This is a genomic window from Halorubrum depositum, from assembly GCF_007671725.1.
GTDB lineage: Archaea > Halobacteriota > Halobacteria > Halobacteriales > Haloferacaceae > Halorubrum > Halorubrum depositum.
Genome location: NZ_VCNM01000001.1, coordinates 1,034,216 through 1,057,988 on the forward strand (window position 1 = coordinate 1,034,216; position 23,773 = coordinate 1,057,988).

General features: G+C 71.3%; 29 protein-coding genes. 15 read left to right on the plus strand and 14 right to left on the minus strand.

The genetic code is table 11. From position 1 onward, the window contains the following. Nucleotides 1-2 precede the first annotated feature (2 nt). Both FGM06_RS05330 and FGM06_RS05335 read right to left on the minus strand, forming a co-directional pair. Nucleotides 3-2,435 carry a heavy metal translocating P-type ATPase gene (locus FGM06_RS05330; RefSeq protein ID WP_144798098.1) on the minus strand — a complete coding sequence of 811 codons (2,433 nt, stop codon included), beginning with the start codon at nt 2,433-2,435 and terminating at the stop codon, nt 3-5. 30 nt (nt 2,436-2,465) lie between these two features. Then, nucleotides 2,466-2,678, minus strand: coding sequence for a hypothetical protein (locus FGM06_RS05335; RefSeq protein ID WP_144798099.1), 213 nt, complete (start codon nt 2,676-2,678; stop codon nt 2,466-2,468). 98 nt (nt 2,679-2,776) lie between these two features. On the opposite strand from FGM06_RS05335, the gene FGM06_RS15995 reads away from it, so the two are divergent. The 7 genes from FGM06_RS15995 (at nt 2,777) to FGM06_RS05365 (ending at nt 7,353) form a co-directional block, all read left to right on the plus strand. Next, nucleotides 2,777-2,950, plus strand: a complete 174-nt coding sequence (locus FGM06_RS15995; RefSeq protein ID WP_186310972.1) for a hypothetical protein — start codon at nt 2,777-2,779, stop codon at nt 2,948-2,950. Nucleotides 2,951-2,956: 6 nt separating this feature from the next. Continuing rightward, entirely contained in the window at nt 2,957-3,472 is a 516-nt protein-coding gene (locus FGM06_RS05340) for a cytochrome c oxidase subunit II (RefSeq protein WP_144798100.1), read from the plus strand. After that, nucleotides 3,469-5,262 (plus strand): b(o/a)3-type cytochrome-c oxidase subunit 1, encoded by a 1,794-nt coding sequence (locus FGM06_RS05345; protein ID WP_144798101.1) that lies wholly within the window; start codon nt 3,469-3,471, stop codon nt 5,260-5,262. Before FGM06_RS05340 ends, FGM06_RS05345 begins: the two co-directional genes overlap by 4 nt. Continuing rightward, complete coding sequence (locus FGM06_RS05350) at nt 5,259-5,474, plus strand: CbaC protein (RefSeq protein WP_144798102.1); 216 nt, start codon at nt 5,259-5,261, stop codon at nt 5,472-5,474. Before FGM06_RS05345 ends, FGM06_RS05350 begins: the two co-directional genes overlap by 4 nt. An 81-nt stretch (nt 5,475-5,555) precedes the next feature. Continuing rightward, nucleotides 5,556-5,801 (plus strand): DUF7542 family protein, encoded by a 246-nt coding sequence (locus tag FGM06_RS05355; RefSeq protein ID WP_144798103.1) that lies wholly within the window; start codon nt 5,556-5,558, stop codon nt 5,799-5,801. Nucleotides 5,802-5,899: 98 nt separating this feature from the next. Then, nucleotides 5,900-6,898: a Gfo/Idh/MocA family protein gene (locus tag FGM06_RS05360; RefSeq protein ID WP_144798104.1), complete on the plus strand. Its 999-nt coding sequence runs from the start codon at nt 5,900-5,902 to the stop codon at nt 6,896-6,898. Nucleotides 6,899-6,984: 86 nt separating this feature from the next. Then, complete coding sequence (locus FGM06_RS05365) at nt 6,985-7,353, plus strand: thioredoxin family protein (protein ID WP_241662529.1); 369 nt, start codon at nt 6,985-6,987, stop codon at nt 7,351-7,353. A gap of 104 nt (nt 7,354-7,457) precedes the next feature. On the opposite strand, the gene FGM06_RS05370 is transcribed toward FGM06_RS05365, so the two are convergent. From FGM06_RS05370 to FGM06_RS05410, 9 genes are all read right to left on the minus strand, one after another. After that, nucleotides 7,458-7,724, minus strand: coding sequence for an elongation factor 1-beta (locus tag FGM06_RS05370; RefSeq protein WP_092565372.1), 267 nt, complete (start codon nt 7,722-7,724; stop codon nt 7,458-7,460). Between the two features lies 1 nt (nt 7,725). Further along, a complete protein-coding gene (locus tag FGM06_RS05375) occupies nt 7,726-7,905 on the minus strand; it encodes an HVO_2753 family zinc finger protein (RefSeq protein WP_092565370.1) in 180 nt (59 codons plus the stop codon). A 134-nt stretch (nt 7,906-8,039) separates the two neighbouring features. Further along, a complete protein-coding gene (locus FGM06_RS05380) occupies nt 8,040-9,275 on the minus strand; it encodes a tripartite tricarboxylate transporter permease (RefSeq protein WP_144798106.1) in 1,236 nt (411 codons plus the stop codon). Between the two features lie 105 nt (nt 9,276-9,380). Then, entirely contained in the window at nt 9,381-9,575 is a 195-nt protein-coding gene (locus FGM06_RS05385; protein ID WP_008007028.1) for a 30S ribosomal protein S17e, read from the minus strand. A gap of 94 nt (nt 9,576-9,669) precedes the next feature. Further along, on the minus strand, nt 9,670-10,362 hold the full coding sequence (locus FGM06_RS05390) for a DUF447 domain-containing protein (RefSeq protein WP_394348609.1): 693 nt from the start codon (nt 10,360-10,362) through the stop codon (nt 9,670-9,672). Beyond that, nucleotides 10,359-11,336 carry a triphosphoribosyl-dephospho-CoA synthase gene (locus tag FGM06_RS05395; RefSeq protein ID WP_144798107.1) on the minus strand — a complete coding sequence of 326 codons (978 nt, stop codon included), beginning with the start codon at nt 11,334-11,336 and terminating at the stop codon, nt 10,359-10,361. The genes FGM06_RS05390 and FGM06_RS05395 overlap by 4 nt, the downstream gene beginning before the upstream one ends. Next, nucleotides 11,333-12,151, minus strand: coding sequence for a tRNA-dihydrouridine synthase (locus FGM06_RS05400; RefSeq protein WP_144798108.1), 819 nt, complete (start codon nt 12,149-12,151; stop codon nt 11,333-11,335). The genes FGM06_RS05395 and FGM06_RS05400 overlap by 4 nt, the downstream gene beginning before the upstream one ends. Further along, nucleotides 12,148-13,179 carry a 2-phospho-L-lactate transferase gene (gene cofD, locus FGM06_RS05405; protein WP_144798109.1) on the minus strand — a complete coding sequence of 344 codons (1,032 nt, stop codon included), beginning with the start codon at nt 13,177-13,179 and terminating at the stop codon, nt 12,148-12,150. Before cofD ends, FGM06_RS05400 begins: the two co-directional genes overlap by 4 nt. Before the next feature lie 568 nt (nt 13,180-13,747). Continuing rightward, on the minus strand, nt 13,748-14,680 hold the full coding sequence (locus FGM06_RS05410) for an isoaspartyl peptidase/L-asparaginase (RefSeq protein WP_144798530.1): 933 nt from the start codon (nt 14,678-14,680) through the stop codon (nt 13,748-13,750). Between the two features lie 210 nt (nt 14,681-14,890). Here FGM06_RS05410 and FGM06_RS05415 point away from each other — a divergent pair, with 210 nt between their 5' ends. From FGM06_RS05415 to icd, 3 genes are all read left to right on the plus strand, one after another. Continuing rightward, nucleotides 14,891-16,411, plus strand: a complete 1,521-nt coding sequence (locus FGM06_RS05415; RefSeq protein ID WP_394348616.1) for an HTTM domain-containing protein — start codon at nt 14,891-14,893, stop codon at nt 16,409-16,411. A gap of 78 nt (nt 16,412-16,489) precedes the next feature. Next, complete coding sequence (locus tag FGM06_RS05420; protein ID WP_394348610.1) at nt 16,490-17,485, plus strand: glycosyltransferase; 996 nt, start codon at nt 16,490-16,492, stop codon at nt 17,483-17,485. 87 nt (nt 17,486-17,572) lie between these two features. Then, complete coding sequence (gene icd / locus FGM06_RS05425; RefSeq protein ID WP_144798112.1) at nt 17,573-18,835, plus strand: isocitrate dehydrogenase (NADP(+)); 1,263 nt, start codon at nt 17,573-17,575, stop codon at nt 18,833-18,835. Nucleotides 18,836-18,906: 71 nt separating this feature from the next. On the opposite strand, the gene FGM06_RS05430 is transcribed toward icd, so the two are convergent. The 3 genes from FGM06_RS05430 to FGM06_RS05440 all read right to left on the minus strand — a co-directional run bounded on the left by FGM06_RS05430 (nt 18,907) and on the right by FGM06_RS05440 (nt 20,258). Continuing rightward, entirely contained in the window at nt 18,907-19,344 is a 438-nt protein-coding gene (locus FGM06_RS05430; protein WP_144798113.1) for a DUF5809 family protein, read from the minus strand. Between the two features lie 58 nt (nt 19,345-19,402). Further along, complete coding sequence (locus FGM06_RS05435; RefSeq protein ID WP_144798114.1) at nt 19,403-19,867, minus strand: DUF5810 domain-containing protein; 465 nt, start codon at nt 19,865-19,867, stop codon at nt 19,403-19,405. A gap of 142 nt (nt 19,868-20,009) precedes the next feature. Continuing rightward, nucleotides 20,010-20,258 carry a DUF4242 domain-containing protein gene (locus tag FGM06_RS05440; protein WP_144798115.1) on the minus strand — a complete coding sequence of 83 codons (249 nt, stop codon included), beginning with the start codon at nt 20,256-20,258 and terminating at the stop codon, nt 20,010-20,012. 349 nt (nt 20,259-20,607) lie between these two features. Between FGM06_RS05440 and FGM06_RS05445 the strand changes: the two genes are divergently transcribed. The 5 genes from FGM06_RS05445 to FGM06_RS05465 are packed head-to-tail and all read left to right on the plus strand — an operon-like array spanning nt 20,608 to nt 23,738. Continuing rightward, nucleotides 20,608-21,867: a translation initiation factor IF-2 subunit gamma gene (locus FGM06_RS05445; RefSeq protein ID WP_144798116.1), complete on the plus strand. Its 1,260-nt coding sequence runs from the start codon at nt 20,608-20,610 to the stop codon at nt 21,865-21,867. 1 nt (nt 21,868) lies between these two features. Next, on the plus strand, nt 21,869-22,339 hold the full coding sequence (locus FGM06_RS05450; RefSeq protein WP_144798117.1) for a PIN domain-containing protein: 471 nt from the start codon (nt 21,869-21,871) through the stop codon (nt 22,337-22,339). A gap of 19 nt (nt 22,340-22,358) precedes the next feature. Then, the gene (locus FGM06_RS05455) at nt 22,359-22,934 is read left to right on the plus strand and encodes a DNA-directed RNA polymerase (protein WP_144798118.1); all 576 of its coding nucleotides are present in this window, start codon (nt 22,359-22,361) and stop codon (nt 22,932-22,934) included. Beyond that, on the plus strand, nt 22,934-23,131 hold the full coding sequence (gene spt4, locus FGM06_RS05460; protein ID WP_008001262.1) for a transcription elongation factor subunit Spt4: 198 nt from the start codon (nt 22,934-22,936) through the stop codon (nt 23,129-23,131). The genes FGM06_RS05455 and spt4 overlap by 1 nt, the downstream gene beginning before the upstream one ends. A gap of 28 nt (nt 23,132-23,159) precedes the next feature. Beyond that, a complete protein-coding gene (locus tag FGM06_RS05465; RefSeq protein ID WP_144798119.1) occupies nt 23,160-23,738 on the plus strand; it encodes a GTP-dependent dephospho-CoA kinase family protein in 579 nt (192 codons plus the stop codon). Nucleotides 23,739-23,773: the final 35 nt, after the last annotated feature.

Below are 23,773 nucleotides of genomic sequence, written 5' to 3' on the forward strand. Positions count from 1 at the left end.
CGTTACTCCCCGTTATAAACTGTGCGCGCGGAGTTCGTCACCACGAGGAGGCTACTCGTCGCCATCGCGAGCGCCGCGAGGAGCGGATTGAGAACGCCCGCGATCGCCATCGGGATCGCCACCGCGTTGTAGACGAACGCCCAGCCGAGGTTCTGCTTGAGCCGCCGGTTCGTCCCCCGGGTGACCGCGAACAGCTCGGGGACCGCGGAGAGGCGGTCCTCCAGGAGGACGGCGTCCGCGGCGTCGGCCGCGAGGTCCGTCCCGCTCGCGACCGAGACGCCGAGGTCCGCAGCGGCGAGCGCTGGCGCGTCGTTGCTCCCGTCGCCGACCACGGCGACGCGCTCGGTCGCCGCGAGCCGCCGCACGGTCTCGGCCTTCGCCTCCGGCGGCACCTCCGCGAACGTCTCGTCGATCGCGGGGTGGTCCGCGAACCGCCGGGTCGCCTCGGGGGAGTCGCCCGTGAGCACCACGACGCGTCGCCCCCCGTCGGCGAGGCCGGTGACGACCGCTTCCCACCCCTCGCGGACTTCGTCGCCGACGACGAGAACGCCGACGACCGACCCCTCCCAACCGACGAAGACGGGGACCCGCCCGTCTTCGCGGGCCGCCTCGCCGGCCGATTCGAGCGACGCCGGCACGGTCCACTCCGTTCCCTCGAACAGCGACCGGTGTCCGACGACGACCTCGTCGCCGTCGATCCGCCCCGTGACGCCGCGGTCCGAGACGGTCACCGCGGCGGTCGACGTGCCGGCGGCGTCGTCGGCAGGTCGCTTCTCCCCACCCTCGTCGTCGGCGGTCACGCCGCCGTCGGTCGCCGCTGCCGACGCGTCGCTCGTGTCGTCGCGCGCGGATCCCCCGTCGTCGCCCGCGACCGCGTCGACGATCGCCTCGGCGACCGGGTGAGCCGAGGCGCGCTCGACCGCCGCGGCCCGGCGACGAACCTCCTCCGGCGACGCGCCGTCGCTGACGGTGTCGAGCAGCCGCATCTCCCCGTCGGTGAGCGTCCCCGTCTTGTCCAGCACGACGGTGTCGATGCCCGCCGCCTCCTCGAAGACAGCGTCCGAGACGATCACGATGCCGCGGCGGGCTGCGTCGCGGATCCCGGCGGCGACCGCGAGCGGGGTCGCGAGCCCGAGCGCGCACGGACAGGAGACGATGAGCACCGTGAGCCCGACGAGCGCGGCGTCCACGGGCGCCGATCCGAGCGCGAAGGTCGCCGCCCCGCCGAGGGCGGCGACCGCGACGACGAGCGGGACGAACGCGGTCGCGAGCCGGTCGACGAGCCGCTGGACCCCCGACCGCGAGCTCTGGAGCTCCCACAGCAGCCGGACGAGGGTGTCGAGGGTGCTCGTCGCGTCCTCGCCGACCGCGACGACGACCGGCGCGTCGGTGACGACCGTCCCGCCGCGGACCTCGTCGCCCTCCCGCTTCGTCGCCGGGAGCGACTCGCCCGTGACGAGCGCCTCGTCGACGGCGGCGGTCCCCTCGGCCACGGTCCCGTCGAAGGGGACCCGCTCGCCGGGGCGCACGAGGAGCCGATCGCCGGGGTCGACCGTCTCGGCCGCGACGGTCTCGCCGGACTCGGTGCGGACCGTCCGGTCGCCGGCCGTCGTGAGGTCGGAGAGCATGCCGGTCGCGCGCCGTTTGATGAGCGACTCGTAGTGGTTTCCGGCGGTGACGACTAGGATCACGGCGATCGTCACGTCGAAGTAGAGGTCGGTCCGGCCCACGAGTAGCGCGAGCGTGCTGTACGCGTACGAACTCCCCGCCGCGAGCGACACGAGGAGGTCCATGTTCGGTTGCCGGGCCCTGAGGCTCACGTACGCGCCCCGCAGGATCGGGTAGCCGGTGTAAAAGAGGACGATCGAGGCGAACACCCACACCTGCGCGAACAGGTAGGTGCCCGAGACGCCGCCGAGGTCGAGGATCGGCTCGTACCCGAAGTAGGTCGGGTAGAGGAAGAGGACGTACCACAGCATCGCCATCATCCCGAAGAGGCCGCCGCCGATCAGGAAGCGGACGACGTCGTCGTCGCGGTCCGGCTCCGGGTCCGCTCGGTCGCTCGCGGTGTACCCCGCGACGGAGAGCCGCTTGGGGAGCTCGTCGGCACTCACCGCGTCGGGGTCGTAGTCGACGCGGATCGTGTCGGTGGCGTAGCTCGCCTCGGCGGCGGCGACGCCGTCCTGCTCGCCGGCCGTCAGCTCCAGGAAGGACTCGCACGTCGCACAGTGCATCCCGTCGACGCGGAGGAACGTCGTTTCCCCGTCGAACGCCTCGCCGGGCTCCGTCTCGGGGCGGCGCTCGTCGACGTCGTCGACGTCGTCCAGAGAGCGGGCGACCGCGAGGCAGCCGCGACAGCAGAAGTCGCCGTCGACGTCGGGGGCGGTGTGGGGGTCGTCTCCCGTCGGAAGGTCACAGAGGGTACAGTTCGACATGGGTGAGATTGGCCGCCGAGCGCGGCGCCGTCACGCCTCGTCGGGCTCGCTCGTATCGGGGGCGCTCGCGTCGGGACCGAACCGGCGAGAGCCGCCGGTGGCGATCCGGAGGCTCCCCCAGATGATCAGGACGTTGATCAGCGCGATCCCGACGACGATCGCCGCGCGGTCGGCGATGAACACCGCCGCCGGCACGAGGCCGCCCAACACGAGGAGCAGGGCTCGCTGGAGCGAGAGGTCCATGCGTCGAGGTGGGTCGCTCTCGTCATAGGTAACGGCAAGATTCTCACGGCGTGAGAACGATTCGATCGTATATATCCGGGTGTGAACAACCGCGTCCCATGGCTCAAACCGAGACCGCTCGCGGCGGACCCGACGAGGCGGGCGGCGAGGAGGAGTTCGATCCGATCGGAACGCTCACGCTCATCGGTATCTACTTCGTCATCCTGTTGCTCGCGTGGGTGTACATCTACTACGTCGAGTTCCTCGGCCGCGACCTGGTCGTCGTGGGGTGATCACGGATGCACATTCACGCCTACGAGAAGCTCTGGCTCGCGGCGTCGATCCTCCTGATACTGCTGCTCATCGGCTCGGTCACCTACGGCGCCGTCGGACCCGGCGTCGCCATGGTGTCCGACAGCGAGCCGCCGATCGACGCGCAGGCGCTCGACGAGGACGACCGCTTCTCCGAACCCCGCGTCGAGCAGGTCGGCGAGAACGAGTACGCGGCGTACGTCGTCGCCTACCAGTTCGGCTTCGAACCCAGTCCGATCGTCGTCCCCGAGAACAGTACGGTGACGTTCTACGTCACCTCTCGGGACGTGATCCACGGGTTCGAGGTCGTCGGCACGAACGCGAACACGATGGTCGTCCCCGGCGAGGTGTCGGAGCTCACCGTCGAGGTCGAGGGGCCACAGGAGTACGGCCTCCTCTGTAACGAGTACTGCGGCGCGGGCCATCACGTGATGGAGGGGAAGGTCAACGTCGTCAGTCAAGCGGAGTTCGACGAGCGGAACGAGGGGGGTGACGACGCGTGAGCGAGGCCATCGAGGCCGAGCGCTCCTTCGTCGACGAGTTCCCCCAAGAGGCGCGGGTCGTCCGCGCCGCGCTGCTCAGTTCCTTCCTCGCGCTGGCGCTCGGGGCGATCTTCGGGATCATTCAGACGCTCCATCGGACCGGGGTCTTCCGGGGACTCATTTCCTCGACCGACTACTACACGTCGCTCACCGCACACGGCGTGTTCCTGGCGATCAGCTTCACCACGTTCTTCCTCGTTGGACTCTTCACGTGGGCGGTGACTCGAAGCCTCGACCGGCCGCTGATCGACATCAGGATCACGTGGACGTGGTACGCGATCATGGCGGTCGGCATGACCATGACCGGCGTCTCCATCCTCGCCGGCTTCGTCCCCGCGCTCGACATGAGCGCGGACGTCCTGTTCACCTTCTACGCGCCGCTGCAGGCGTACCCCATGTTCTACGCGGGGCTCGCCGTCTTCATCGTCGGCTCCTGGATCGCCGGCGCCGACTGGTTCCGGACGTTCCTCGCGTGGAAGCGCGAGCACCCCGACGAGCGGATCCCGCTACAGACGTTCATGGTGCTGACGACGATGGCCATGTGGTACATCGCCTCCTCCGCCGTGGCCGCGTCCGTGCTCATCTTCCTGCTCCCGTGGTCGCTCGGCTTCATCGACTCGGTGAACCCCACGCTGACCCGGACGCTGTTCTGGTTCTTCGGGCACCCGGTCGTGTACTTCTGGCTGATGCCCGCGTACCTGCTGTGGTACACCGTCCTCCCGAAGATCGCCGGAGGACGGCTGTTCAGCGACCCGCTCGCGCGCGTCGTGTTCGTGCTGTTCCTCCTCCTCTCCACTCCGGTCGGGATCCACCACCAGTACTTGGACCCGGGGATCGCGGAGGGGTTCAAGTTCATCTCGATGACGAACACGATGTTCCTGCTGTTGCCGAGCCTGCTCACCGCGTTCACGGTCGTCGCGAGCGTGGAGTACGGCGCCCGCCAGCGCGGCGGGACCGGGCTCCTCGGCTGGCTCACCGACCTCCCGTGGCGCGACCCCGCGTTCACCGGCATGATGCTCGCCGGCCTGATGTTCGCCGCCGGCGGCTTCTCCGGCATGGTGAACGCCGGGATGAACATCAACTACATGATCCACAACACGATCTGGGTGCCGGGCCACTTCCACCTCACCGTCGGCACCGCCGTCGCGCTCACGTTCATGGCGGCGACCTACTGGATCTGGCCGCAGATATCCAACAAGCCGATATACAGCCGGTCGATCGGGCTATTTCAGGTCGTCCTCTGGTTCATCGGGATGGCGCTGATGTCGAACGCGATGCACGCGCAGGGGATCATGGGCGTGCCGCGACGCACCGCGGAGCCCGAGTACAGCGGCTTCGACTACCCGACGATGTTCGGCGGGTTCGAGGAGCTCAACGTCCAGATCGCCATCGGCGGGACGCTGCTGTTCGTCTCGACGGTGCTGTTCATCGGGAACCTCGTGCTCACGATGGGGAACCCGAAGGTGTCCGGACTCGCCGAGTCGCTGCCGCCGGCGCTGTCCGGCCCCGACGACGCCCCGCGAGTGCTCGATAACCTCCGGCTCTGGGTGGGGATCGCGCTGACGCTCGTCGTCCTCGCGTACGCGCTCCCGCTGGCGGCGATCGTCAGTCGCGGCGGACTGCTCGGCCCGGGCGTGGGGACGTATCCGGCGCTGGTCGCTCCGATGCTCGACGCGCTCGCGGGAGCGGTGACGCCGATACTCGGTGCCGTCGGCGGCGCCGCGGGCTCGCTCGTCGAGGTGGTCGGGTGAGCGTCGACGTGACCCGCGGCGGGCTCCTCGTCGCGTTCGCGGTGTTCGGCGTGATCGTCTACGAGTTCCGAACGGTGCTGGACTTCGTCGGGATCGAACTGCCGCTCCTCCCGTACATGGCGGCAGTCTTCGTGCTCGCCAGCGTGCTCCTGTGGGTCGTCACGCTGACCGGCGGGTGGCGGACCGAACCCGAGGAAGACGGACCGGCGTAGCGGCGCAGATCGCCCGGGTCGGACCGCCTTCCTGCGACCCTCGCACCGCGAGGGTTTTGTACCGTCTGACCAATACCAACCATGGAACGGACGCGCGTGGCGGTCCGATGTGTCGACTGCTCGTTCGAGACGGAGTACGACGGGCTCCCGGCGGCGCGGACCGCGCTCGACGACCACGAGTCGGCGACCGGCCACGAGGTGACGTGGGAGATCGAGTCGCTCGCCGAGGGAGTCTCTCGCGCGGGCGACGACGCCGGCGTCTGCGGCCGTCCCGAGTGCGCCAACGAGGACTCGCCGCTCGTGAATCCCGAGCCGGCCGATCGGTAGCTCGACGCGGCCGATCGGTAGCGCGACACGGACGAACGCCGGGCGAGGCGGGACGGAGTCACCGACCCTTTTGTAATCCGCACCGTCGGTGGTCGCGTATGTCAACACGAAACGGTCCGCTCACCTTCGGCGTGCTCGGGACGGCGGGGATCGCGCGGAAGGCGGTGATCCCGGCGATCGCGGCGAGCGATCACGCGGTCGGCGCGGTCGCCTCGCGCGACGGCGACCGGGCGGCGGCGTTCGCCGAGTCGCAGTCGATCGCGCGGAGCTACGGCTCCTACGAGGCGCTGCTCGAAGACGACGAGATCGACGCGGTCTACGTCCCGCTCCCGAACGGGCTCCACGCCGAGTGGACGACGCGCGCGGCCGACGCCGGGCTCCACGTGCTCTGCGAGAAGCCGCTCGCGGCCGACGCGGCGGAGGCGCGCGAGGTGGTCGACCACTGCGAGGACCGCGGCGTCACGCTGATGGAGGGATTCATGTACCGGTACCACCCCCGCACCGAGCGGGTCCTCGAACTGGTCGACCGGGAGCTCCACGACGTGCGTACGGTGAGCTCGACGTTCCGGTTCCCGCTGTACGACCGACCGGGCGACGTGCGCCTCGACCCGGCGCTCGCCGGCGGGTCGCTGATGGACGTCGGCTGTTACCCCGTCTCGCTCGCCAGGACGGTCCTCGGCGAGCCTGACCGGGCGTACGCGCACGCGAACGACACCCGAGACGCCGGCGTCGACACGGAGCTCGCGGGCGTGTTGGAGTACGCGGACGGTCGGTCGGCACAGGTCGCCTCCGGCTTCGACACGCGGCTCGTCCAGCGGTACCGGATCGACGCGACGAACGGCTGGATCGAGGTCGAGCGAGCGTTCGACGCGCCCGACGACGAGCCGGTGGAGCTGACCTACGAGGTCGACGGCCGGCGCGGCGTCGAGACGTTCGACCCGGTGGACCAGTACCGGCTGCAGGTGGAGCACTTCGCCGACCGCGTCGCCGACGGCGCGAACCCGCTGACCGACGGCACGGAGGCGGTCGCGAACATGCGAGTCATCGACGCGCTCGCCGAGAGCGCCGCCGAGGGCGGCGCGGTCGACGTCTCCTGAACTGAGCGGGCCCGCGCCGACCCGTCTGACGGGCCTCGTCGCTTCGGGCGAGGGTTTATACTCGCGCGACACCAATAATGTATATAATGACCAATACCGCTGCCGATACCGAGCCGGACGCCGACGAGGGCGCCCGCCGCCCGACGTCGCTCGCGGACGCGGACGCGCTCGACGCCTTCGTCGACGACGCGGACGCCGCGCTCGTCGAGTTCTACACCGACGGGTGCGGCATCTGTGCGAGCATGGAGCCCGTCCTCGGGAACGTCGCTCGCGCGCTCGACGTCGACGTCGCCCTGATAAATCCCCGCGACGATCCCCCGCTCGTCGAGCGGTTCGACGTGCGGAGCGTCCCGCTGTTCGTGCTGTTCGTCGACGGCGAGCCCGTCGCCCGCCGCGCGGAGGGGTTCATTCCCGGCGAGGAGCTCGCCGACTGGGTCCGCGAGCACGCCGAGTGACCGGTCGCGGCGGCACGGGACGCGCTCGCCGCTAGCCACACGAGCGAAGCGGAACGGAACGAAAAGTACGTCCGAGGTCCGGGCGGAGCCCGGCAGCGTCAGCGCTACAGCCGGCCGACGTTCTCGACGGCGACGGACTCGACGCCGTCGACGTCCGCGAACGCCTCCTCGACCGCCTCGGTGCCGCCCGCGCCGTCGGGAACGATGACGGTCGGTAGGAGGGCGACGAGGCCGAACGCGACGTCGTCGCGCTGGAAGCCGCGGATCTTCGCGCCCTGCGGGAGCGACTCCTCCAGCCGGTCCTGCAGGTCGTCGAGGTCGACCTCGGGGCTGTTCGGCATGACCTTGATCTTGGCGGCGACGTCTCCCATACTAGGGCCCTCGGAAGCCGCAGTCGTGGCACTCGTAGAGGTTGCTCTGCTTCCGGCACTTCGCGCACCGGTGGATCGTCGCCCCGCAGTCGGGGCAGGAGAACCGCGCGGCGTTCATGCCGGCCACCTGGATACCACAGGAGACACACTGACGGGTGCCCTGCGTTTCACTCTCGCTCATACACTGAACCACCACCGCGCGACTTTTAACCGTTGTTCTTTGCGGTCGGCGGCGGACCGCGGCTCGAGACGCGATACCGCGGCGCGCGGGTCCGAGCGCTGTCGACGACGGCACGGGCGATCGGCGGTCCTCCGTCAACCGACGATCAGCGGGCCGATCAGCACGCCCATCAGGTGGACCCTCCGGGCGCCGACCCGCGGCGGGACGAGTCCCAAGACGGCGGCGACGGCGAAGATCCCGACGCCGAACGGGCCGGCGAACAGGAACGAGACGACCGTGAGGAGTCCCAAAACACCGATCGACAGGCGGGTGTAGTCCGCGTTCCCGACGACGCGGAGGTAGGCGTCGCCGACGAGGAGGGCGAGCGCGAACCCGCAGGCCGCCGCCGTCGCCGCGGCGACGAGGAGGACCGGGAGCGCGAACGGGACTTCGGCCCGGTCGATCGCGACCGTGACGCCCGTTCGCGGCGTGCCGAGCGCGACGAGCGCGAACAGCGCGAAAATGGTGTTCGCCGTGTTGGCGCCGCTGGTGGCGACGACGAAGCCGCGGTCGCTCTCGGAGCGTGGGACCGCGGGCAGGGCGGCGACGGCGGCGATCGCCGCGGAGACGCCGGGAACGTAGCCGACGACCGCGCCCGCGAGCGACCCGGCGCCGGCGCTCACCCCGAGGTCGCGGGGCGCCAATGTGATCCGCGCGTCGGCCTGCGGCGGGACGCCCTCGCCGCCGAGCGCGTCGACGAGCACGGGCGCGCCGAACAGCCCGGCGAACAGCGGCGCGAGGACGCCGCCGGCGTCGAGCGGCGCGGCGGGGTCGACGTCGAGGGTCGCGAACCCGAGCGCGGCGCTCGCGAGGAACGCGAGGAGCCCGCCGACCGCGGCCCGCTTCGACGACTCGGTGAACACGAGGAAGGCGACGACACCGGCCAGCAGGAGCGGGAGGTGCGCCCGCACCGCCGGATAGCCGCGGACCATCGCCCACGTGATCGGCACGGCGAGGGGCACCGCGAGCGCGACCGCGAGCCCGGAACCGACCGCCGAGAGCCGGATCGCCTCGCGGCCCCGCCCGGCGATCACGAGCCTGTGGCCTGGCAGCGCCGCGACCGCCGTCGCCGCGTCGGGCACGCCGAGCGCGAGCGCGGGGACGATGTCGAGGAAGGAGTGGACTACGCCCGCGCCGAGCATCGCGACCCCGACGAGCAGCGGGTCGGCGGAGACGGCGGGCGCGAACCCCGCGAGCAGCAGCGCGAAGTTGTTCGCGTGGAGGCCCGGGACGAGCCCGCTCAGGGTGCCGAGCGCGACGCCCCCGCAGAGGAACGCGAGCGCGGCGGCCGCGAACGTCGGATCGACGACCGGGCGGACGAGGGCGTCCATCGCGGCGAGGTGGCCGCGGCTTCGGTGATAAACGGTGGGACCGTCGACGGAGCGATCAACGAGGCTCGGGAGAGTCGAAGCGAACGGTCGAAAACTCGAACCCGCTTACGCCTTCTGGGCCGCCTGCGCCTTCTTCTGGGTGACGTAGCCGGCGATCCGGTTGCGGACGCCCTTCGACTCGACGGTGGTGAGGGCGGTGACGCTCTCCTTGTTCGTCTCGAAGTCCGTGTTGAACGAGTCGGGGTACCGCTCAAGCAGGACGTTCCCGAGCTGCTTGATGTACTTGGGTTTGATGGCCATACCGAGCGATACCGCCGGGCCGAACTAAAAGGGTTCGTTCCGCCGCGAGCGGTCGCGAGGCGGTATCACGGCGGTCCGTGGCGCGATCGAACACTCACGCGTCGCCGTCGCGCTCGCCGCCGGACTCCTGCTCGTTTCCGGCGAGCCCCCGCCATCCGGTCGCCTCGTCGATGCGGGCGAACGCCTCGCGCTCGGCCGGTCCGCCGCAGCGGTCGACCACGTCCGCGAAGTACGCCAGCCGGTCGAGCAGTTCGGCCGTGTCGAATCCGGGCACGTCGAGCCGCGAGGCCGCGACCGTCGCGTCGACGAGCGCGCCGAACCCGCGGTTGACCGTCGGTACGCGCTCCTGGAGCACCGCGCTCTCGACCGGATCGAGCGCCCACGTCCGGATCGTCGTGTCGCCCTCGGTCTCGCTCCCGACCGCCGCGGCGGTCACCTCGACCCAGGCGTCGGCCGTTTCGAGGACGGGCTCGTCGACCTCGCGGACGGTGAGCGCGGCGTCGACGAACGTCCGCGGGTCGGACGTGAACTGGACGACGCCGCCGCCGCGCTCGGCGAAGTTCCGCCACGTCCGGGTGCGGCCGTAGGTCCGCGCGGTGACGGGGTCGGCGGGGTCGTCCGGCGCGTGGAGCCCGAGCGCCGCGACGTTCCACCGGTCGTTCGGGCCGAGCGTCGTCACGACCGACTCGGTGACGCCGCGGAGCGCGATCGGCCAGCCGGCCGGCGTGACGGCGTCGTCGCCCTCCGCCGACGCTCCGCGGTTCCCGTCGAGGTCGTCCCCGCTCACGGCGCCACCTCCGCACCCCGTCGGAGCGCGACGTACAGCGCCGCGCAGGTGAGGTCCGCGGTCGTTCCGGGGTTGATCCCCTCGTCGACGAACGCCGTCGCCAACCCCTCGGCGGCGTCGAGGTCGGCGCCGTGGACCGCGTCGGCACCGATACCGCCGACGCCGGCGGCGCCCGAGCCGACCCCGTCAGCCCCGTCGAGCAGCGCGGCCGCCCGGGCGCTCGCCTCCCGCGCCGTCTCGGGCCCGTGAGTCGCGGCGACCAGCGTGTCGGGCTCGGCCGCGAGCAGTCCCAGGAAGGCGCGCGCGGCCCGGTCGGTCAGCGGCCCCTCGTCCGTCCGGATCCACTCGGCGGCGCGGAACGTCCGCGGGAACCCCTCGACCCACTCCCGCGCGTTGCGGTCGGGGACGCGGTCCGGATCGTCGGGGGCGGCCGAGAGCGCCAGCACGTCGCGCAGCGTCAGCCCACGGTCGCGGAGCGTCGGCGCCGCGTCGCTCCCGCGACGCACGTCCAAGCCGGTCGCGTCCGCGGGCGGGTCAGCGACCGCGACGTCGACGCGCTCGAACGCGCGGTAGAACGCGACCGCGTCGGCGACGGTCGTGTCGCGGGTCACGCGGTCGACGGCGTCGGGTCCGAGGTCGCCCGCGGACGCGTCCCCGCCCGCGACGGTCGCACGAAGCAGCGGAACGAGCAGCAGCAGACAGCCGAACTGGGTGTTCGTCCCCGCCCGGTCGGCCATCCCCGCGACCGCGCGCTCGAAGGCGTCGCCGACCGACGCCTCGTCGTTCGCGGCCAGCTCCAGCCCCTCTCGGGCACCGACCGCCCCGCCGAGGAACGACTCGAAGCGGAGGCCCTCCAGGTCCCGGCGGCGGTCGACGTTGCCGGGCTTGGGCGTGCCGGCGACCTCGATCAGGAGCGCGAGGGTCGCGTCGTCGACCGGGTCGCTGTCGCCTCCCGCGCGATCGGCACGCGTCACGGCGACGCCTCCCGGCGGGAGTCCGCCTCGTCTCCCGGTAGCTCTCCGTCGCGCCACGCGCGCACGGCCTCGGCGACGCGCGCGAGCTCGTCGGGGCGCTCGGTCGGGCGCCCGACGCTGACGGCGTCGGCCCCGTGCGCGGCGTACTCGGCGACCGTCCGCCGCCCCCGGACGCCGTTGTTGGCGATCACGGTGAGGTCGGCACGGGGCGGTCTCCCCTCGTCCGCGGTCAGGTCGGCGACGACCGACTCCGAGTCCATCGCGTCGACGTGGAGCCAGTCGGCCCCCGCCTCGGCGACCGCGTCCGCGACGGCGACGAGGTCGACGCCGGGGACCTCGGCGCGGACCTTCACGCTCGTCGTCGCGCCGGTCTCGGCCGCCGCGGCGACGTAGCCGGCCAGACGGTCGGGATCGCGAAGCAGGGACTCGCCGCAACCGACCGCGCGCAGTTCGGGCTGCCGGCAGTGAGCGTTGATTTCACAGACCGCACCGCGGTCGGCGCAGACGGCGGCCGCCTCGCGCACCGGCCCGACGAGCGCGCTCCGGAGGTTGACGCCCGGACGGACCGGCGCGTCGGCGATCGCGGCGAGCTGCCGGTCGATCCACGCGAGCGGGTCGTCGGGGAGAAACTCGGAGCGCCCGCGGGCGACGAGGTCGCGCGCGGCCGCCCGGCTCGCGGGGTCGAGGGCGATCCCGCCGAGCATCGCCGCGTCGACGTGCGGGGCCGCGGCGCGCGCCCAGTCGGCGTCGGCCGCGCCGCTGAGGCTGGCGGCGACGAGGAAGGGGGCCAATCCGCGGGCCTCGCTCTCGGTCACTCCGCCACCTCCGCGTCGGTCGCCGACGCGTCCGTCACCGCCGCCAGCGCGCGCTCGCAGGCCCGGGCGACCCGCTCGGCGTCGTCGGCGTCGTCGATCCGGGTGTCGGTGCGCTCGACGCGGCGCTCCGCGAGCTCCGTCGGATCGTCGTCGTCGAGGACGAACGCGTCCGCGAACGGGTACGCCGCGGCGACGCCCGCGGTCGACGGGTCGCGGCCGACGCCGGCCATCAGATCGGCCGCCGGCCCGGAGAACACCTCGTCGCCGACGAACGGCGAGACCGCGACGACCGGCGTCTCGCGCAGCGCCGCCTCGAAGCCGGGGAGCGCGAGCATCGGGCCGACGCTCGTCACGGGGTTCGAGGGACCGATCACGACGGGCTCGGCGAGGGCGTCCAGCACGGCGTCGGTCGGCTCGGCGTCGTCCGCCCCTCTGAACTCCACGTCGGCGACCGCGGGTTCGCCGCGGCGCGCGACCCAGTATTCCTGGAAGTGGATCGTCTCGCCGGCCGCGGTGTGTATCAGCGTCGCGACCGGATCGTCGGACATCGGGAGGAGGTCGACGTCGAGGTCGAAGGCGTCGGCGAGCGCTCGGACCGCCTCGGTGAGCGTGCGCCCCTCGTCGAGCAGGCTCGTGCGCGTGACGTGGACCGCGCGGTCGCGGTCGCCGATCTCCATGAACTCGCCGACGCCGGAGAAGCGCCGCCAGCGGGCGATCTCGCGGCCCGCCGTCTGCGCCTCTGCGTCGAGGTAGCGCGGGGCCGTGCCGAGCCCGATTTCCTCTGCGAGCCGGCGCAGCTCCGCGTGCGTCTCCGTGGTGTCGTCCGCGATCCCCCACCACGTCTCGCGGTCGAGGACGTCGCCGCCGGCGAACAGCACCGTGTCGACGTCGGGGCAGACGAGGTGGCCGCCGAGCTCGACGTCGTCGCCCGTGTTGGCGACGACCGCGACCTCCGCGGGGTCCCACACGCGGGTCGCCCCGTCGAGGAGCTTCGGCGTCCCCGTGCCGCCGGCGAGGAACGTGACCATACCGGCGCAAGGCGGCGGGCGGATTTGTATCCTCGCCTCCGCGGGCGACGACGCGGATCGGCGTCGGGGGCACCGTGTGATCCTCGAGCGGGGGCGGGCCACGGAGGCCTCGCTGAACTCGCCGTCCCCGTCGTTTAGATCATGGATAACCCAGCGATGAGGACGACGGAGGCTCGATACGACTCCCCAGACGCGTGTCGGCGATTCCCGCGCGATCGGCGTTCAAGCGTAACCGGTTGTTTGTGTTTTAGTAGCCTATTTAATATGTATCTGCGTACACCTATCCGAGAACGATGCACCTGCTACGGACCGTCTACCCGTTCTCTCTGGCGGGTGCAAACGTCGCGATGGGATGGCTGCTCTACCGGCTGTCCGAACCGATTCTCGGAGTCGTACTCGTCGTGATCGGGGTCTTCGTCGTACTCACCTCGATAGGGAGCGCCGTCAGCCAGCATCGACCCGTACTCGGGGAATCCACGTGACGTTCCTCCCGAAGCCGTCGCGCTATCCTCCCTGAGCCGTCGCGTTGACCTATACTCCCGTATTTCATCGCGATCCCGATCAACGACTACTCGCGAGCGACGCTCGTCTGCATCCCGTCCGTGTTGAACGCGCTCCCGGCTCCGTCGTCGTCGAGGACGATCACGCCGGCGCCCGATCCGGTAATCTCATCGAACTCGTCGATCGCCCTGTCGGCCGCCGCCTGCGCGCCGACCCCCTCGTCGAGGAAGTCGACGGCGCGCCGCGAGAGCGTGACGCGCGCGATGTCCTCGCCGGCCCCCGTCGCGCTCGCGCCCCCGGCCTCGGTACAGAAGAAGCCGGAACCGACCTGCGGCACGTCGCCGACCCGACCCGCGAGGGCGAACGACCGGCCGCCCGTGGAGGTCGCCGCCGCGAACGTCTCGCCGTCCGATGCCACGGCGCCGACCGTGTCGTGGTCGGGGGCGCCGCGTTTTCCGTCGTCGCCCCCGCCGTCGCGCGTCCCGCCGCTCCCGGAGCCGTTTCCAGCCCGATCGTCGCCGGACCCGAACCGCGTCGCGAGCCAGTCGAGGTGTTCGCGGGGGCCGCCTCGCGGGGGGTCTTCCGCCTCGTAGCGCTCGCGCGTCGCCTCGGTGAGCAGGTCGACGCCCGTCTCGACGTCGAACTCCTCGGCGAGTTCGACGGCGTGCTCGCCCGAGACGAAGATATGAGGCGTCTCCGAGTGAACGACGCGCGCGACGCTCGCCGCGTGCTCCACGCCCGGCATCGAGCAGGCCGCGCCGATCTCCCGGTCCGAGGTCATCACGCCCGCGTCGGTGCGGACGACGCCGTCGGACTGGGCCGCGCCGCCGACGCCGGCGTTGAACCGCGGGCTCGACTCGAGGGGCGCGAGCGCCGCCTCGACCGCGTCGATCGGCGTGCGGGCGTCGGTGCCGCGCGCGGCCGCCTCGTCGAGGACCGCCTGTCTCGGCGCCGGCTCGTCGGGGACGCCGCCCGCGCCGCCGTGGACGACGACGCGCATCGAGGGTCGCTGTGGCATATCCGGTGGTTCCGCGGCGGCCGGATAAGCGTCCGGGAACCGGCGGGCGGCGACGCCGAGCGAGGGGCGGGGCCCTCCGACCCGCCCGCCGCCGCAAGACCTATTCCCGCTCCTCGGAGAGTCGCCACCATCGTGGACGATCGCCGAGAACGCGCCGCCGACGATCCCTCCGAGGATCCAGAGTCCGGCCCCGTGGGAGAGTCGATCGACCGGACTGCGCTCCGGCGCCGCCTCCGAGCCGCGATCCGAGCGCGCGTCGGGATCGACCCGCGCGCCCTGGCGGCGTTCCGGGTCGCGGTCGGCGTCGTCCTCCTCGTCGACCTCGCGCTGCGCGCCCGGAACCTGACGACCTTTTACACCGACGCGGGCGTGCTCCCGCGGTCGGCGCTCGCGGAGGCGTCCCCCCTCGCCGCCCGGCTCTCGCTGCACGCGCTCTCCGGCGCGACGTGGGCCGTCTCGGCCCTGTTCCTCGTCGCCGGAGCCGCCGCCGTCGCCCTCGCGGTCGGCCACCGGACGCGGGTCGCGGCCGTGATCTCGCTGCTCCTGCTCGCGTCGCTACAGGCCCGGAATCCGTTCGTGCTCAACGCGGGCGACAAGCTGCTCGTCCACCTGCTCGCGGCCGGGATCTTCTGCCCGCTCGGCGTGCGCTGGTCGGTGGACGCCGCGCGCGGCAGCGCGTCGCTCGGCCGTCCCCTCCAAACGGCCCGCGGAGACCGCTTCGCCGGCCCCGCCTCGGCGCTCCTGTTGACGCTCGTGGTCGTGGTCTACGTCGTGAACGCGATCGAGAAGCTCCGCGGAACGGCGTGGACCGGAGGCGAGGCGGTCGAGCAGGTGTTCCGGCTCACCTACCTCCACGGCCCGCTCGGGGGCCTGCTGCCCGAGTCGCCGGCGCTGCTCGCGGCCGCCACCTACGGCTGGCTCGCGCTGCTCGTCGCGTCGCCGCTGCTCGTCGCGTCCGCCGGGCGGGTCCGGGTCGCGCTCGCGGGGACCCTGCTCGCCGCGCACCTCTCGATGGCGTTCACGCTCCAGCTCGGCGTCTTCCCGCTGATATCCGCGGCCGCCCTGCTCCCCTTCTTCCCGCCGTTCGTCTGGGACCGCGTCGAGGGGGCCATCGGCCCGCCGAGCGAACGGCTCCGTGGGTCCGCGGAGTCGGCTCTCGGTGGCTCGAACGGCGTCAGGTACGGAAACGGCGGGCGTGACGTCGGCGGCTTACCGGACCGAAGGACCCGCGAGCGCGCCCTCGCCGCCGTCGCCGCCGTCCTCCTCGCGTCGCTGCTCGCGTGGAACGGTATGGCGGCCGGGCTCGTCGACGCGCCCGAACCCGTGGCGGCGACCGCGGACCCGGCGGAATACGGCTGGGACATGTTCGCGCCGGACCCGAGCTCGATCGACGCGCGCTTCCTCGCGACGGCGACGACCGCCGACGGCGACCGGATCGACACGCTGTACGGCGACCCCGTCGCGACCGACCGGCCCCCGTCCGACGCGCGGGCCTACCCCACCGCCCGCTGGCGGAAGTACCTCACCCTGCTGGCGGACGACGAGGCGCCCGCTCGCGTCGACGCGCTGCTCGCGCACCTCTGCGACCGCTCGGCGAGGTTCGCGGGCGAAGAGGTCGCGTCGGTGAGCGCCTCGGCGGTCGAGGTCGACGTGACGGAGGGCGGCGAGACGCGGGTCCGGGAGCTCGGAACGCGGGAGTGTCGGCCGAGGTAACGTGCGGAACTGGGGCGGCGACCGGGGCGACCGGCGAGCGACTGGTCACTTATGCGTCCGCCGCCCGAACCGGTCGACGTGACGGAGAGAGAAGGGACCCGCCCGCCGACGTCGGTACTCCTCCCGACGGTGCGCTGGACCGAAGCGTGTTCGGAGGTGGCCGCCCAGCTCGGCGAGGGAGACGAGCTGCTGGTGATCTGCGACACCGACGCCGATCCGGTGGCGGAGCGTCGGGAGGGGAGCGACGGGGGAGAGAGTGAGGATCGGGCCAACGGGGATCGGGCCGACGGGGAGGCCGACGAGCTCCCCGCGGGAGTCCGCGTCGTCCTCGCGGGGGAACCCGAGGGCTGTTCCGGGAAGGCGAACGCGATCGCGGCCGGAATGGAGGCGGCCGCGCACGATCGGATCGTCTGGACCGACGACGACTTCCGACACCCGCCGGGATGGCTCGCGGAGCTCAACGCCGACTACGACCGACAGGGGCCGACGACGGAGATCCCCGTGTTCGTCGGGGCCGACCCGCTCGGGCGGTTCTTCGAGCCGGCGTACGTCATCGGCGGGACGCTACCGGTCTCCCGCGGCGGGATCGCGTGGGGCGGCGCGGTCGCGTTCGAACGGGACGACCTCGACGAGGACGACCTCCTCGCCGACCTCCGCCGGACCGTCAGCGACGACGGGACCCTCGCGGAGCACCTCGACGTGAGCGCCGCCGACCGCACCCGAACGGTCGCGGCGGGCGGGTCGACGCGCGAGTCGCTGGAGCGGTTCGTCCGCTTCTTCCGGATCACGCGACACCACGCGCCGGCGGCGACCGCGTTCAACGTCGCCCTCTCGGTCGGTTTCTCCGCGCTGTGCCTGCTCGCGCCGGTCGCGGGCGTGGCGCTCGTCACGGCGCTGGCGGGCGCGGCGTACGCGCGGTTCGGTATCCGGCGGGCGACGTTCCTGCTCGCCGCCCCGTCGGTGATCGCCTCGCCGGGGTTTCTCGCGTACGCGCTCGCTCGTCGGACGTTCGTCTGGGGCGGTCGGCGCTACCGGTGGCGGTCGCTGTACGAGGTCGAGGTCAAGCCGGTCTGAGACGTGGAAGCGGCAAAGCCTGCGAGCGCGGCGCTCACGCCGAAAGCGGCAGGCACTTTAAGCCACCACCAGAATCCACGAACGTTCATGAGCTACGATAAGGTCGACGTCCCCGACGACGGCGAGGCGATCACGCTCGCCGACGAGGAGACCGGCGAGCTGAACGTCCCGTCGAATCCCATCATCCCGATCATCCACGGCGACGGGATCGGCACCGACGTCGGACCGGCGGCACAGCAGGTCCTCGACGCGGCCGCGGAGGCGACCGGGCGGTCCATCGCGTGGATGCGCGTCTACGCCGGCGCCAGCGCCCGGGAGATGTACGACGAGAACCTCCCCGAGGACACCGTCTCGGCCATCCGCACCCACCGCGTCGCGATCAAGGGCCCGCTGACGACCCCCGTCGGCGCCGGCTTCCGCTCGCTCAACGTCGCGCTCCGCAAGACGCTCGACCTCTACGCCAACGTCCGCCCCACCTACTACATCGACGGCGTCCCCTCGCCCGTCAAGAGCCCGGAGGAGATGGACATGGTCACCTTCCGGGAGAACACCGAGGACGTCTACGCCGGCATCGAGTGGGAGGCCGGCACCGACGAGTCCGAGCAGGTACGCGACTTCCTCGAACAGGACATGGACGTGGCCGACGTCATCCACGACGGCCCCGTCGGCATCGGCGTCAAGCCCATCTCCGAGTTCGGCTCGAAGCGCCTCATCCGCGAGGCGGTCGACTACGCGCTCGCGAACGACCGCGACTCAGTCACGCTCGTCCACAAGGGGAACATCATGAAGTTCACCGAGGGCGCGTTCCGCGACTGGGGCTACGAGGTCGCCGAGGAGGAGTACGGCGACGACGTCATCACCGAGGACCAGCTCTGGGAGGAGCACGACGGCGAACGGCCCGAGGGCACCCTCGTCGTCAAGGACCGCATCGCGGACAACATGCTCCAGCAGCTGTTGACCCGCACGGACGAGTACTCCGTCATCGCGACGATGAACCTCAACGGCGACTACATGTCCGACGCCGCCGGCGCGCAGATCGGCGGCCTCGGCATCGCGCCCGGCATCAACCGCGGGCACGGTCGCTGTCTCGCCGAGCCCGTCCACGGCTCCGCGCCCAAGTACGCCGGCGAGGACAAGGTGAACCCCACCGCGATGATCCTCTCCGGCCGCGAGATGCTCGACTACCTCGGCTGGTCCGACGCCGCCGACCTCGTGCGCGAGGCCGTCGAGGAGACCATCTCCTCCGGCAAGGTCACCTACGACCTCCACCGCCAGATCGAAGGCGGCGAGAAGCTCGCCACCAGCGAGTTCGCCGACGCCGTCGTCGAGAACATCGAACGGCTCGCGTAAGCGGACTCCGTCGTCTCGCTTTTTATTCTACTAGACCACCGAGCCGCGGCGACTCGTCGCCGCGCGAAACGCTACCGACCGGACTCGTAGAACTCCTCGCGGTAGACGCGCCCGAAGGCGTTCCGGCGGAGGGTGCTGGCGGCCGCGTCGGGCTCCTCTTGGAACGTCGCCGCGATCACGGTGTCCGCGAAGGGGATCGGGTGCCAGACGAGGTTGTCGACGTTGTCGGAGCCGATCCGGACCACGTCGTCGGCGTCGAACTCGCTGTCGGCGAGCCACGCGTCGAACTCCGACTCGTCGCCGACGTGGACCGCGAGCAGTTCGGCGAAGGTGGCGTCGCGGGCGGTTCGGACCACCTCGGGCGTGACGCGCTCGTCGTACTCGTCGGCGTCGAACGACATCGCCTTCGTCGCCTCGCGGACAACGACCTGCGCGACGGGACCGATCTCCTCGTAGCGTTCGAGCGCGTCGGCGCGGGTCTCCGGCGCGAACGTCCCTCTGGTGTGCATACGCCGGCTTCGGTGTCGACTGAAAAGGGCGTTCCGTTACGCGGACGGGTCGAGGCCGTTACGCAGACGGGTCGGGGTCGTTACCATCGGCTTCGGTGGCGTCGTCGCCTTCGGCGTCGCCGCCGTCGTCCTCCTCGAACATCTTCCGCGTCAGTTCGCGGGCCTCGCGCAGTGCGGCCTCGGTCTCCGGGTCCGTCGCGCCCGACTCGTCGACGGCGCCCCTCGCGCCGGGGACTTCGGGAGTGCCGTGACCGTGCCCGGCGTGGTCGTGGTCCCCGAGGTCGACGTCCGGCCGCCCGCGGTCGACGGTGTCCTCGAACACCTCGTGGTACTCGGCCGTCTCGGCGTGGGGCGTCACCTCGGCCGCGAGCCCGTCCGGATCGCGGTCGTTCCAGTCGGGGACGCGGTCGTCGAGCCACGCCTCGTGGTCGTCGCCGTGGAGCATCGCCGTGAACGCGAGGTGGTGCGCGAGGTGCTCGCCGTCACGCTGGGGGGTCTCGCAGACGGGGCACGCGTATCCCATGTCGGGCGTACGTACGCGGGTGAGGCGTAAAGTCGCGTCGAACGCGTCCGGCGACGAGGCCGTCCGGTCGTATCTGGTCGATTTCGCGCTGTCGAAAACCAATTTTTCAGACGGAAAATCAGACGGAATCTCAGCAGTCGGGTCACTCCCCCTGCTGGACCTCGAAGATCTCCTCTGCGGTGAGACCGTGGGCTTCGCGGTGTACCGTCTCACCCGCTTCCTTGCTGGGGCCTTCGAACAGGCAGAAGACGGCGTCCTGGTCCTCGTCGACCCAGTAGTTCAGATATTTCACTCCGTGCTTCTCTTGGGTTTCGAGGTCCTTCTGATGGGCCTCTGCAACGTCCTTGGCACTCCCGCCGACGTTTCTGTGAACGTCCATGAATAGGGGCATAGTCGTTGTCTACTACGACGCCTCAGGAGATAAAGATATTTAATAATAATTATAATATCAGATCCAGAATCTCCTGTATAGCCGAACGTCTGTCTATCGCTGAGAATTTCGACCGACCCGTCAATGTCACCGACGGCGCAGTAACGACTCGCAAACACCACCGCAGCCGCTCGGCGCGTGCATTCATAACCAGTCCTCGCAGCCGCGCTCGACGGTTTCCCCATCGATTCGTCGCTCTCCCCGGCCGGTCGTCCGCCGTCGTCGACGCCGCTGGCGCCACTATAACAGCAACTTTATCACTCGCACGGGGCGAATTTCCGGTAAGACTACTCCGTTAGGAGGTCCAACAGTGACTGAAGCCAACACACAACCGGAGGTGAACATCGGTCTCGTCGGTCACGTCGACCACGGGAAGACGACGCTCGTGCAGGCGTTGTCCGGCTCGTGGACCGACCAGCACAGCGAGGAAATGAAACGCGGTATCTCGATCCGGCTGGGGTACGCGGACGCGACGTTCCGGCGCTGTCCCGGCGTCGACGCGCCCGAGTGTTACACCGTCGACGAGGAGTGCGAGGACGGCTCCGAGAGCGAGCCGATCCGGACGGTCTCGTTCGTCGACGCGCCCGGCCACGAGACGCTGATGGCGACGATGCTCTCGGGCGCCTCGATCATGGACGGCGCCGTGCTGGTCGTGAGCGCGACCGAGGACGTCCCGCAGGCGCAGACGGAAGAGCACCTGATGGCGCTCGATCTCATCGGGATCGAGAACGTCGTCATCGCGCAGAACAAGGTCGACCTCGTCGACCGCGACCGCGCGGTCGACAACTACCGGCAGATCCAGGAGTTCGTCGAGGGCACCGTCGCGGAGGACGCGCCGATAGTCCCCGTCTCGGCCCAGCAGGAGGTCAACATGGACCTGCTCATCGACGCGATCGAGACGGAGATCCCGACCCCCGACCGCGACCCCGGCGAGAACGCCCGGATGTACGCGGCGCGTTCGTTCGACATCAACCGCCCGGGCGCGACCGCGGCGGACCTGAAGGGGGGCGTCGTCGGCGGCTCGCTCGTCGGCGGCTCGCTCGTCAGCGGCGAGCTCTCGGTCGGCGACGGATTGGAGATCCGCCCCGGCCGCGAGGTCGAGGAGGAGGGCCAGACGGAGTGGCGGCCGCTCGAGACCATGGTCCGGTCGCTCCAGGCCGGGAGCAACGACGTGCAGTCGGCCCGGCCGGGCGGGCTCCTCGGCGTCGGCACGGGGCTCGACCCGAGCCTGACGAAGGGCGACGCGCTCGCCGGACAGGTCGCCGGCGAGCCCGGCACGCTCCCGCCGACGCGCAACGAGTTCGAGATGCAGGTCGACCTCCTCGACCGCGTCGTCGGCGAGGAGGACGACGAGAGCGGCGAGAGCGACATCGAGGAGATCAGCACCGGCGAACCCCTGATGCTCACGGTCGGCACCGCGACGACGGTCGGCGCGGTGACGAGCGCGCGCGACGGCGAGTGCGAGGTGAGCCTCAAGCGGCCCGTCTGCGCCGAGGAGGGCGCACAGATCGCGATCAACCGGCGCGTCGGCGCGCGCTGGCGGCTCATCGGCGTCGGGACCCTCTCGTAACGTGACCGACGGCGCCCGCGCGGACGGATCGGAGGCGACTCCCGCGGGCGACGCCCCCGCCGCGGCCCTCGCTGGCGACGGCTCCGACGGCGCCCCGGTCGTCGCGCTCGACGCGAGCGCGCTGATGGCGCCGGTCGAGGCGAACCTGCGGCTGTTCGAGGAGCTCGACCGGCTCCTCGGCGCGTACGAGGCGGTCGTCCCGACGGCGGTCGTCTCGGAGTTAGACCGGCTGCAGGGCGGCAACGGCGAGGCGGCGACCGCTGCGAGCGTGGGCGCGGACCTCGCGACGCGGGCGGAGACGGTGGAAACGGACGAATCGTACGCCGACGACGCGCTGGTCGAGCTGGTCACCGAGGGCCGGGTCGACGGCGTCGTCACCAACGATCGACCGCTGGCGAACCGGGTGCTGGAGGCGGGCGCACCAGTAATCGGTTTAAGGGGTCGGAACGCACTGGCGATAACGGAACCCTAGCGGACGCGGACAACCAATCATGTACAAACGAGTTCGACTCAAGGATACGGTCGAGGTGCCGCCGAAACACCTGGCGGACGTCACCGACGAGCGGGTGAAAGCCCTGCTGCAGGACAAACTGGAAGGACGAATGGACGAGGACGTCGGCAGCGTCGTGAGCGTCATCGAGGTCCACGACATCGGCGAGGGAGCGGTGTTACACAACCGCCCCGGCGTCTACTACGAGGCCGAGTTCGACGCGCTGACGTACGACCCCGACATGCAGGAGGTCGCCGACGGGACGGTCGTCGAGACCGTCGAGTTCGGCGCCTTCGTCGGGATCGGGCCGGTGGACGGCCTGCTCCACGTCTCGCAGATCACCGACGAGTACCTCACGTTCGACGGGGCGAACCAGCAGCTCGCCTCCTCGGACTCCGACAAGACCCTCGGCGTGGACGATGCCGTCCGGGTCCGCGTCGTGACGAAGAGCATCGACGAGCGCAACCCCCGCGACTCGAAGATCGGGCTCACGGCGAAGCAGCCGGGGCTCGGGAAACACGAGTGGCTGGAGGGGAAGCGGCTTCACCGCGAGCAGACCGGTGAGGAGGCCGACTGATGGCCGAGGACCGCCTCGCCTGCCGTGAGTGCCACCACGTCAACGACCCCGACTCGCAGACCTGCGAGCACTGCGGGTCGTCGTCGCTGACGGAGGACTGGGCGGGCTACGTCATCATCACGAAGCCGGAGGAGAGCCAGATCGCCGAGGAGATGAACGTCACGAAGGCCGGCTCGTACGCGCTGAAGGTCCGGTAACGACGCGACGCGGCCGATAAAGACTACAATGCTCACCCTTCCAGACTCCATGCGCGACGCGTTCAAGGAGCCGCTCGGCCCGGTGACGACGGACGCCGACGAGCTGCTCGCGGCCGCGGCGGAGACCCGCGGCGAGCGGGTCGCAGCCGACGCCCCCGTGATCGCGGTGGGCGACGTGGTCACGTACCACCTGCGGGAGGCGGGCCGCGTCCCCGACGTCGCGCTGATCGACGGCAAGACCGAGCGCGAGGCGGTCGACGCGGAGATCGAGTCGGCGCTCGCGGCCGCGGACGACCGCCGCGTGCGCGTCGAGAACCCCGCCGCGTCGCTGTCGGCGGAGCTGCTCGCGGCGCTCGGCGAGGCGCTCTCCGCGGCCGAACCGGTCATCATCGAGGTGACGGGCGAGGAGGACCTGGCCGCCCTGCCGGCGATCCTCGCGGCGCCCGACGGCGCGAGCGTCGTCTACGGCCAGCCCGGAGAGGGGATGGTCCGGGTCGCGGTCACGCCGGAGTCCCGCGCGGAGGCGAGGGCGCTGTTCGAGGCGCTCGACGGCGACGTCGAGGCGGCCTACGAGGCGCTCGGGCGCCTCCCCGACGACGATCGGTGAGATCCGGGCGGAGACGGCCGAACGGTCGGCGCCGA

Coding starts and splice junctions, on each gene's coding strand:
- FGM06_RS05330 (WP_144798098.1), bottom strand. CDS start 2,435: ATGTCGAACTGTACCCTCTGTGACCTTCCGACGGGAGACGACCCCCAC.
- FGM06_RS05335 (WP_144798099.1), bottom strand. CDS start 2,678: ATGGACCTCTCGCTCCAGCGAGCCCTGCTCCTCGTGTTGGGCGGCCTC.
- FGM06_RS15995 (WP_186310972.1), top strand. CDS start 2,777: ATGGCTCAAACCGAGACCGCTCGCGGCGGACCCGACGAGGCGGGCGGC.
- FGM06_RS05340 (WP_144798100.1), top strand. CDS start 2,957: ATGCACATTCACGCCTACGAGAAGCTCTGGCTCGCGGCGTCGATCCTC.
- FGM06_RS05355 (WP_144798103.1), top strand. CDS start 5,556: ATGGAACGGACGCGCGTGGCGGTCCGATGTGTCGACTGCTCGTTCGAG.
- FGM06_RS05360 (WP_144798104.1), top strand. CDS start 5,900: ATGTCAACACGAAACGGTCCGCTCACCTTCGGCGTGCTCGGGACGGCG.
- FGM06_RS05365 (WP_241662529.1), top strand. CDS start 6,985: ATGACCAATACCGCTGCCGATACCGAGCCGGACGCCGACGAGGGCGCC.
- FGM06_RS05370 (WP_092565372.1), bottom strand. CDS start 7,724: ATGGGAGACGTCGCCGCCAAGATCAAGGTCATGCCGAACAGCCCCGAG.
- FGM06_RS05375 (WP_092565370.1), bottom strand. CDS start 7,905: ATGAGCGAGAGTGAAACGCAGGGCACCCGTCAGTGTGTCTCCTGTGGT.
- FGM06_RS05380 (WP_144798106.1), bottom strand. CDS start 9,275: ATGGACGCCCTCGTCCGCCCGGTCGTCGATCCGACGTTCGCGGCCGCC.
- FGM06_RS05385 (WP_008007028.1), bottom strand. CDS start 9,575: ATGGCCATCAAACCCAAGTACATCAAGCAGCTCGGGAACGTCCTGCTT.
- cofD (WP_144798109.1), bottom strand. CDS start 13,179: ATGGTCACGTTCCTCGCCGGCGGCACGGGGACGCCGAAGCTCCTCGAC.
- FGM06_RS05410 (WP_144798530.1), bottom strand. CDS start 14,680: ATGCGCGTCGTCGTCCACGGCGGCGCGGGCGGCGTCCCCGACGAGCCG.
- icd (WP_144798112.1), top strand. CDS start 17,573: ATGAGCTACGATAAGGTCGACGTCCCCGACGACGGCGAGGCGATCACG.
- FGM06_RS05430 (WP_144798113.1), bottom strand. CDS start 19,344: ATGCACACCAGAGGGACGTTCGCGCCGGAGACCCGCGCCGACGCGCTC.
- FGM06_RS05435 (WP_144798114.1), bottom strand. CDS start 19,867: ATGGGATACGCGTGCCCCGTCTGCGAGACCCCCCAGCGTGACGGCGAG.
- FGM06_RS05440 (WP_144798115.1), bottom strand. CDS start 20,258: ATGCCCCTATTCATGGACGTTCACAGAAACGTCGGCGGGAGTGCCAAG.
- FGM06_RS05455 (WP_144798118.1), top strand. CDS start 22,359: ATGTACAAACGAGTTCGACTCAAGGATACGGTCGAGGTGCCGCCGAAA.
- spt4 (WP_008001262.1), top strand. CDS start 22,934: ATGGCCGAGGACCGCCTCGCCTGCCGTGAGTGCCACCACGTCAACGAC.
- FGM06_RS05465 (WP_144798119.1), top strand. CDS start 23,160: ATGCTCACCCTTCCAGACTCCATGCGCGACGCGTTCAAGGAGCCGCTC.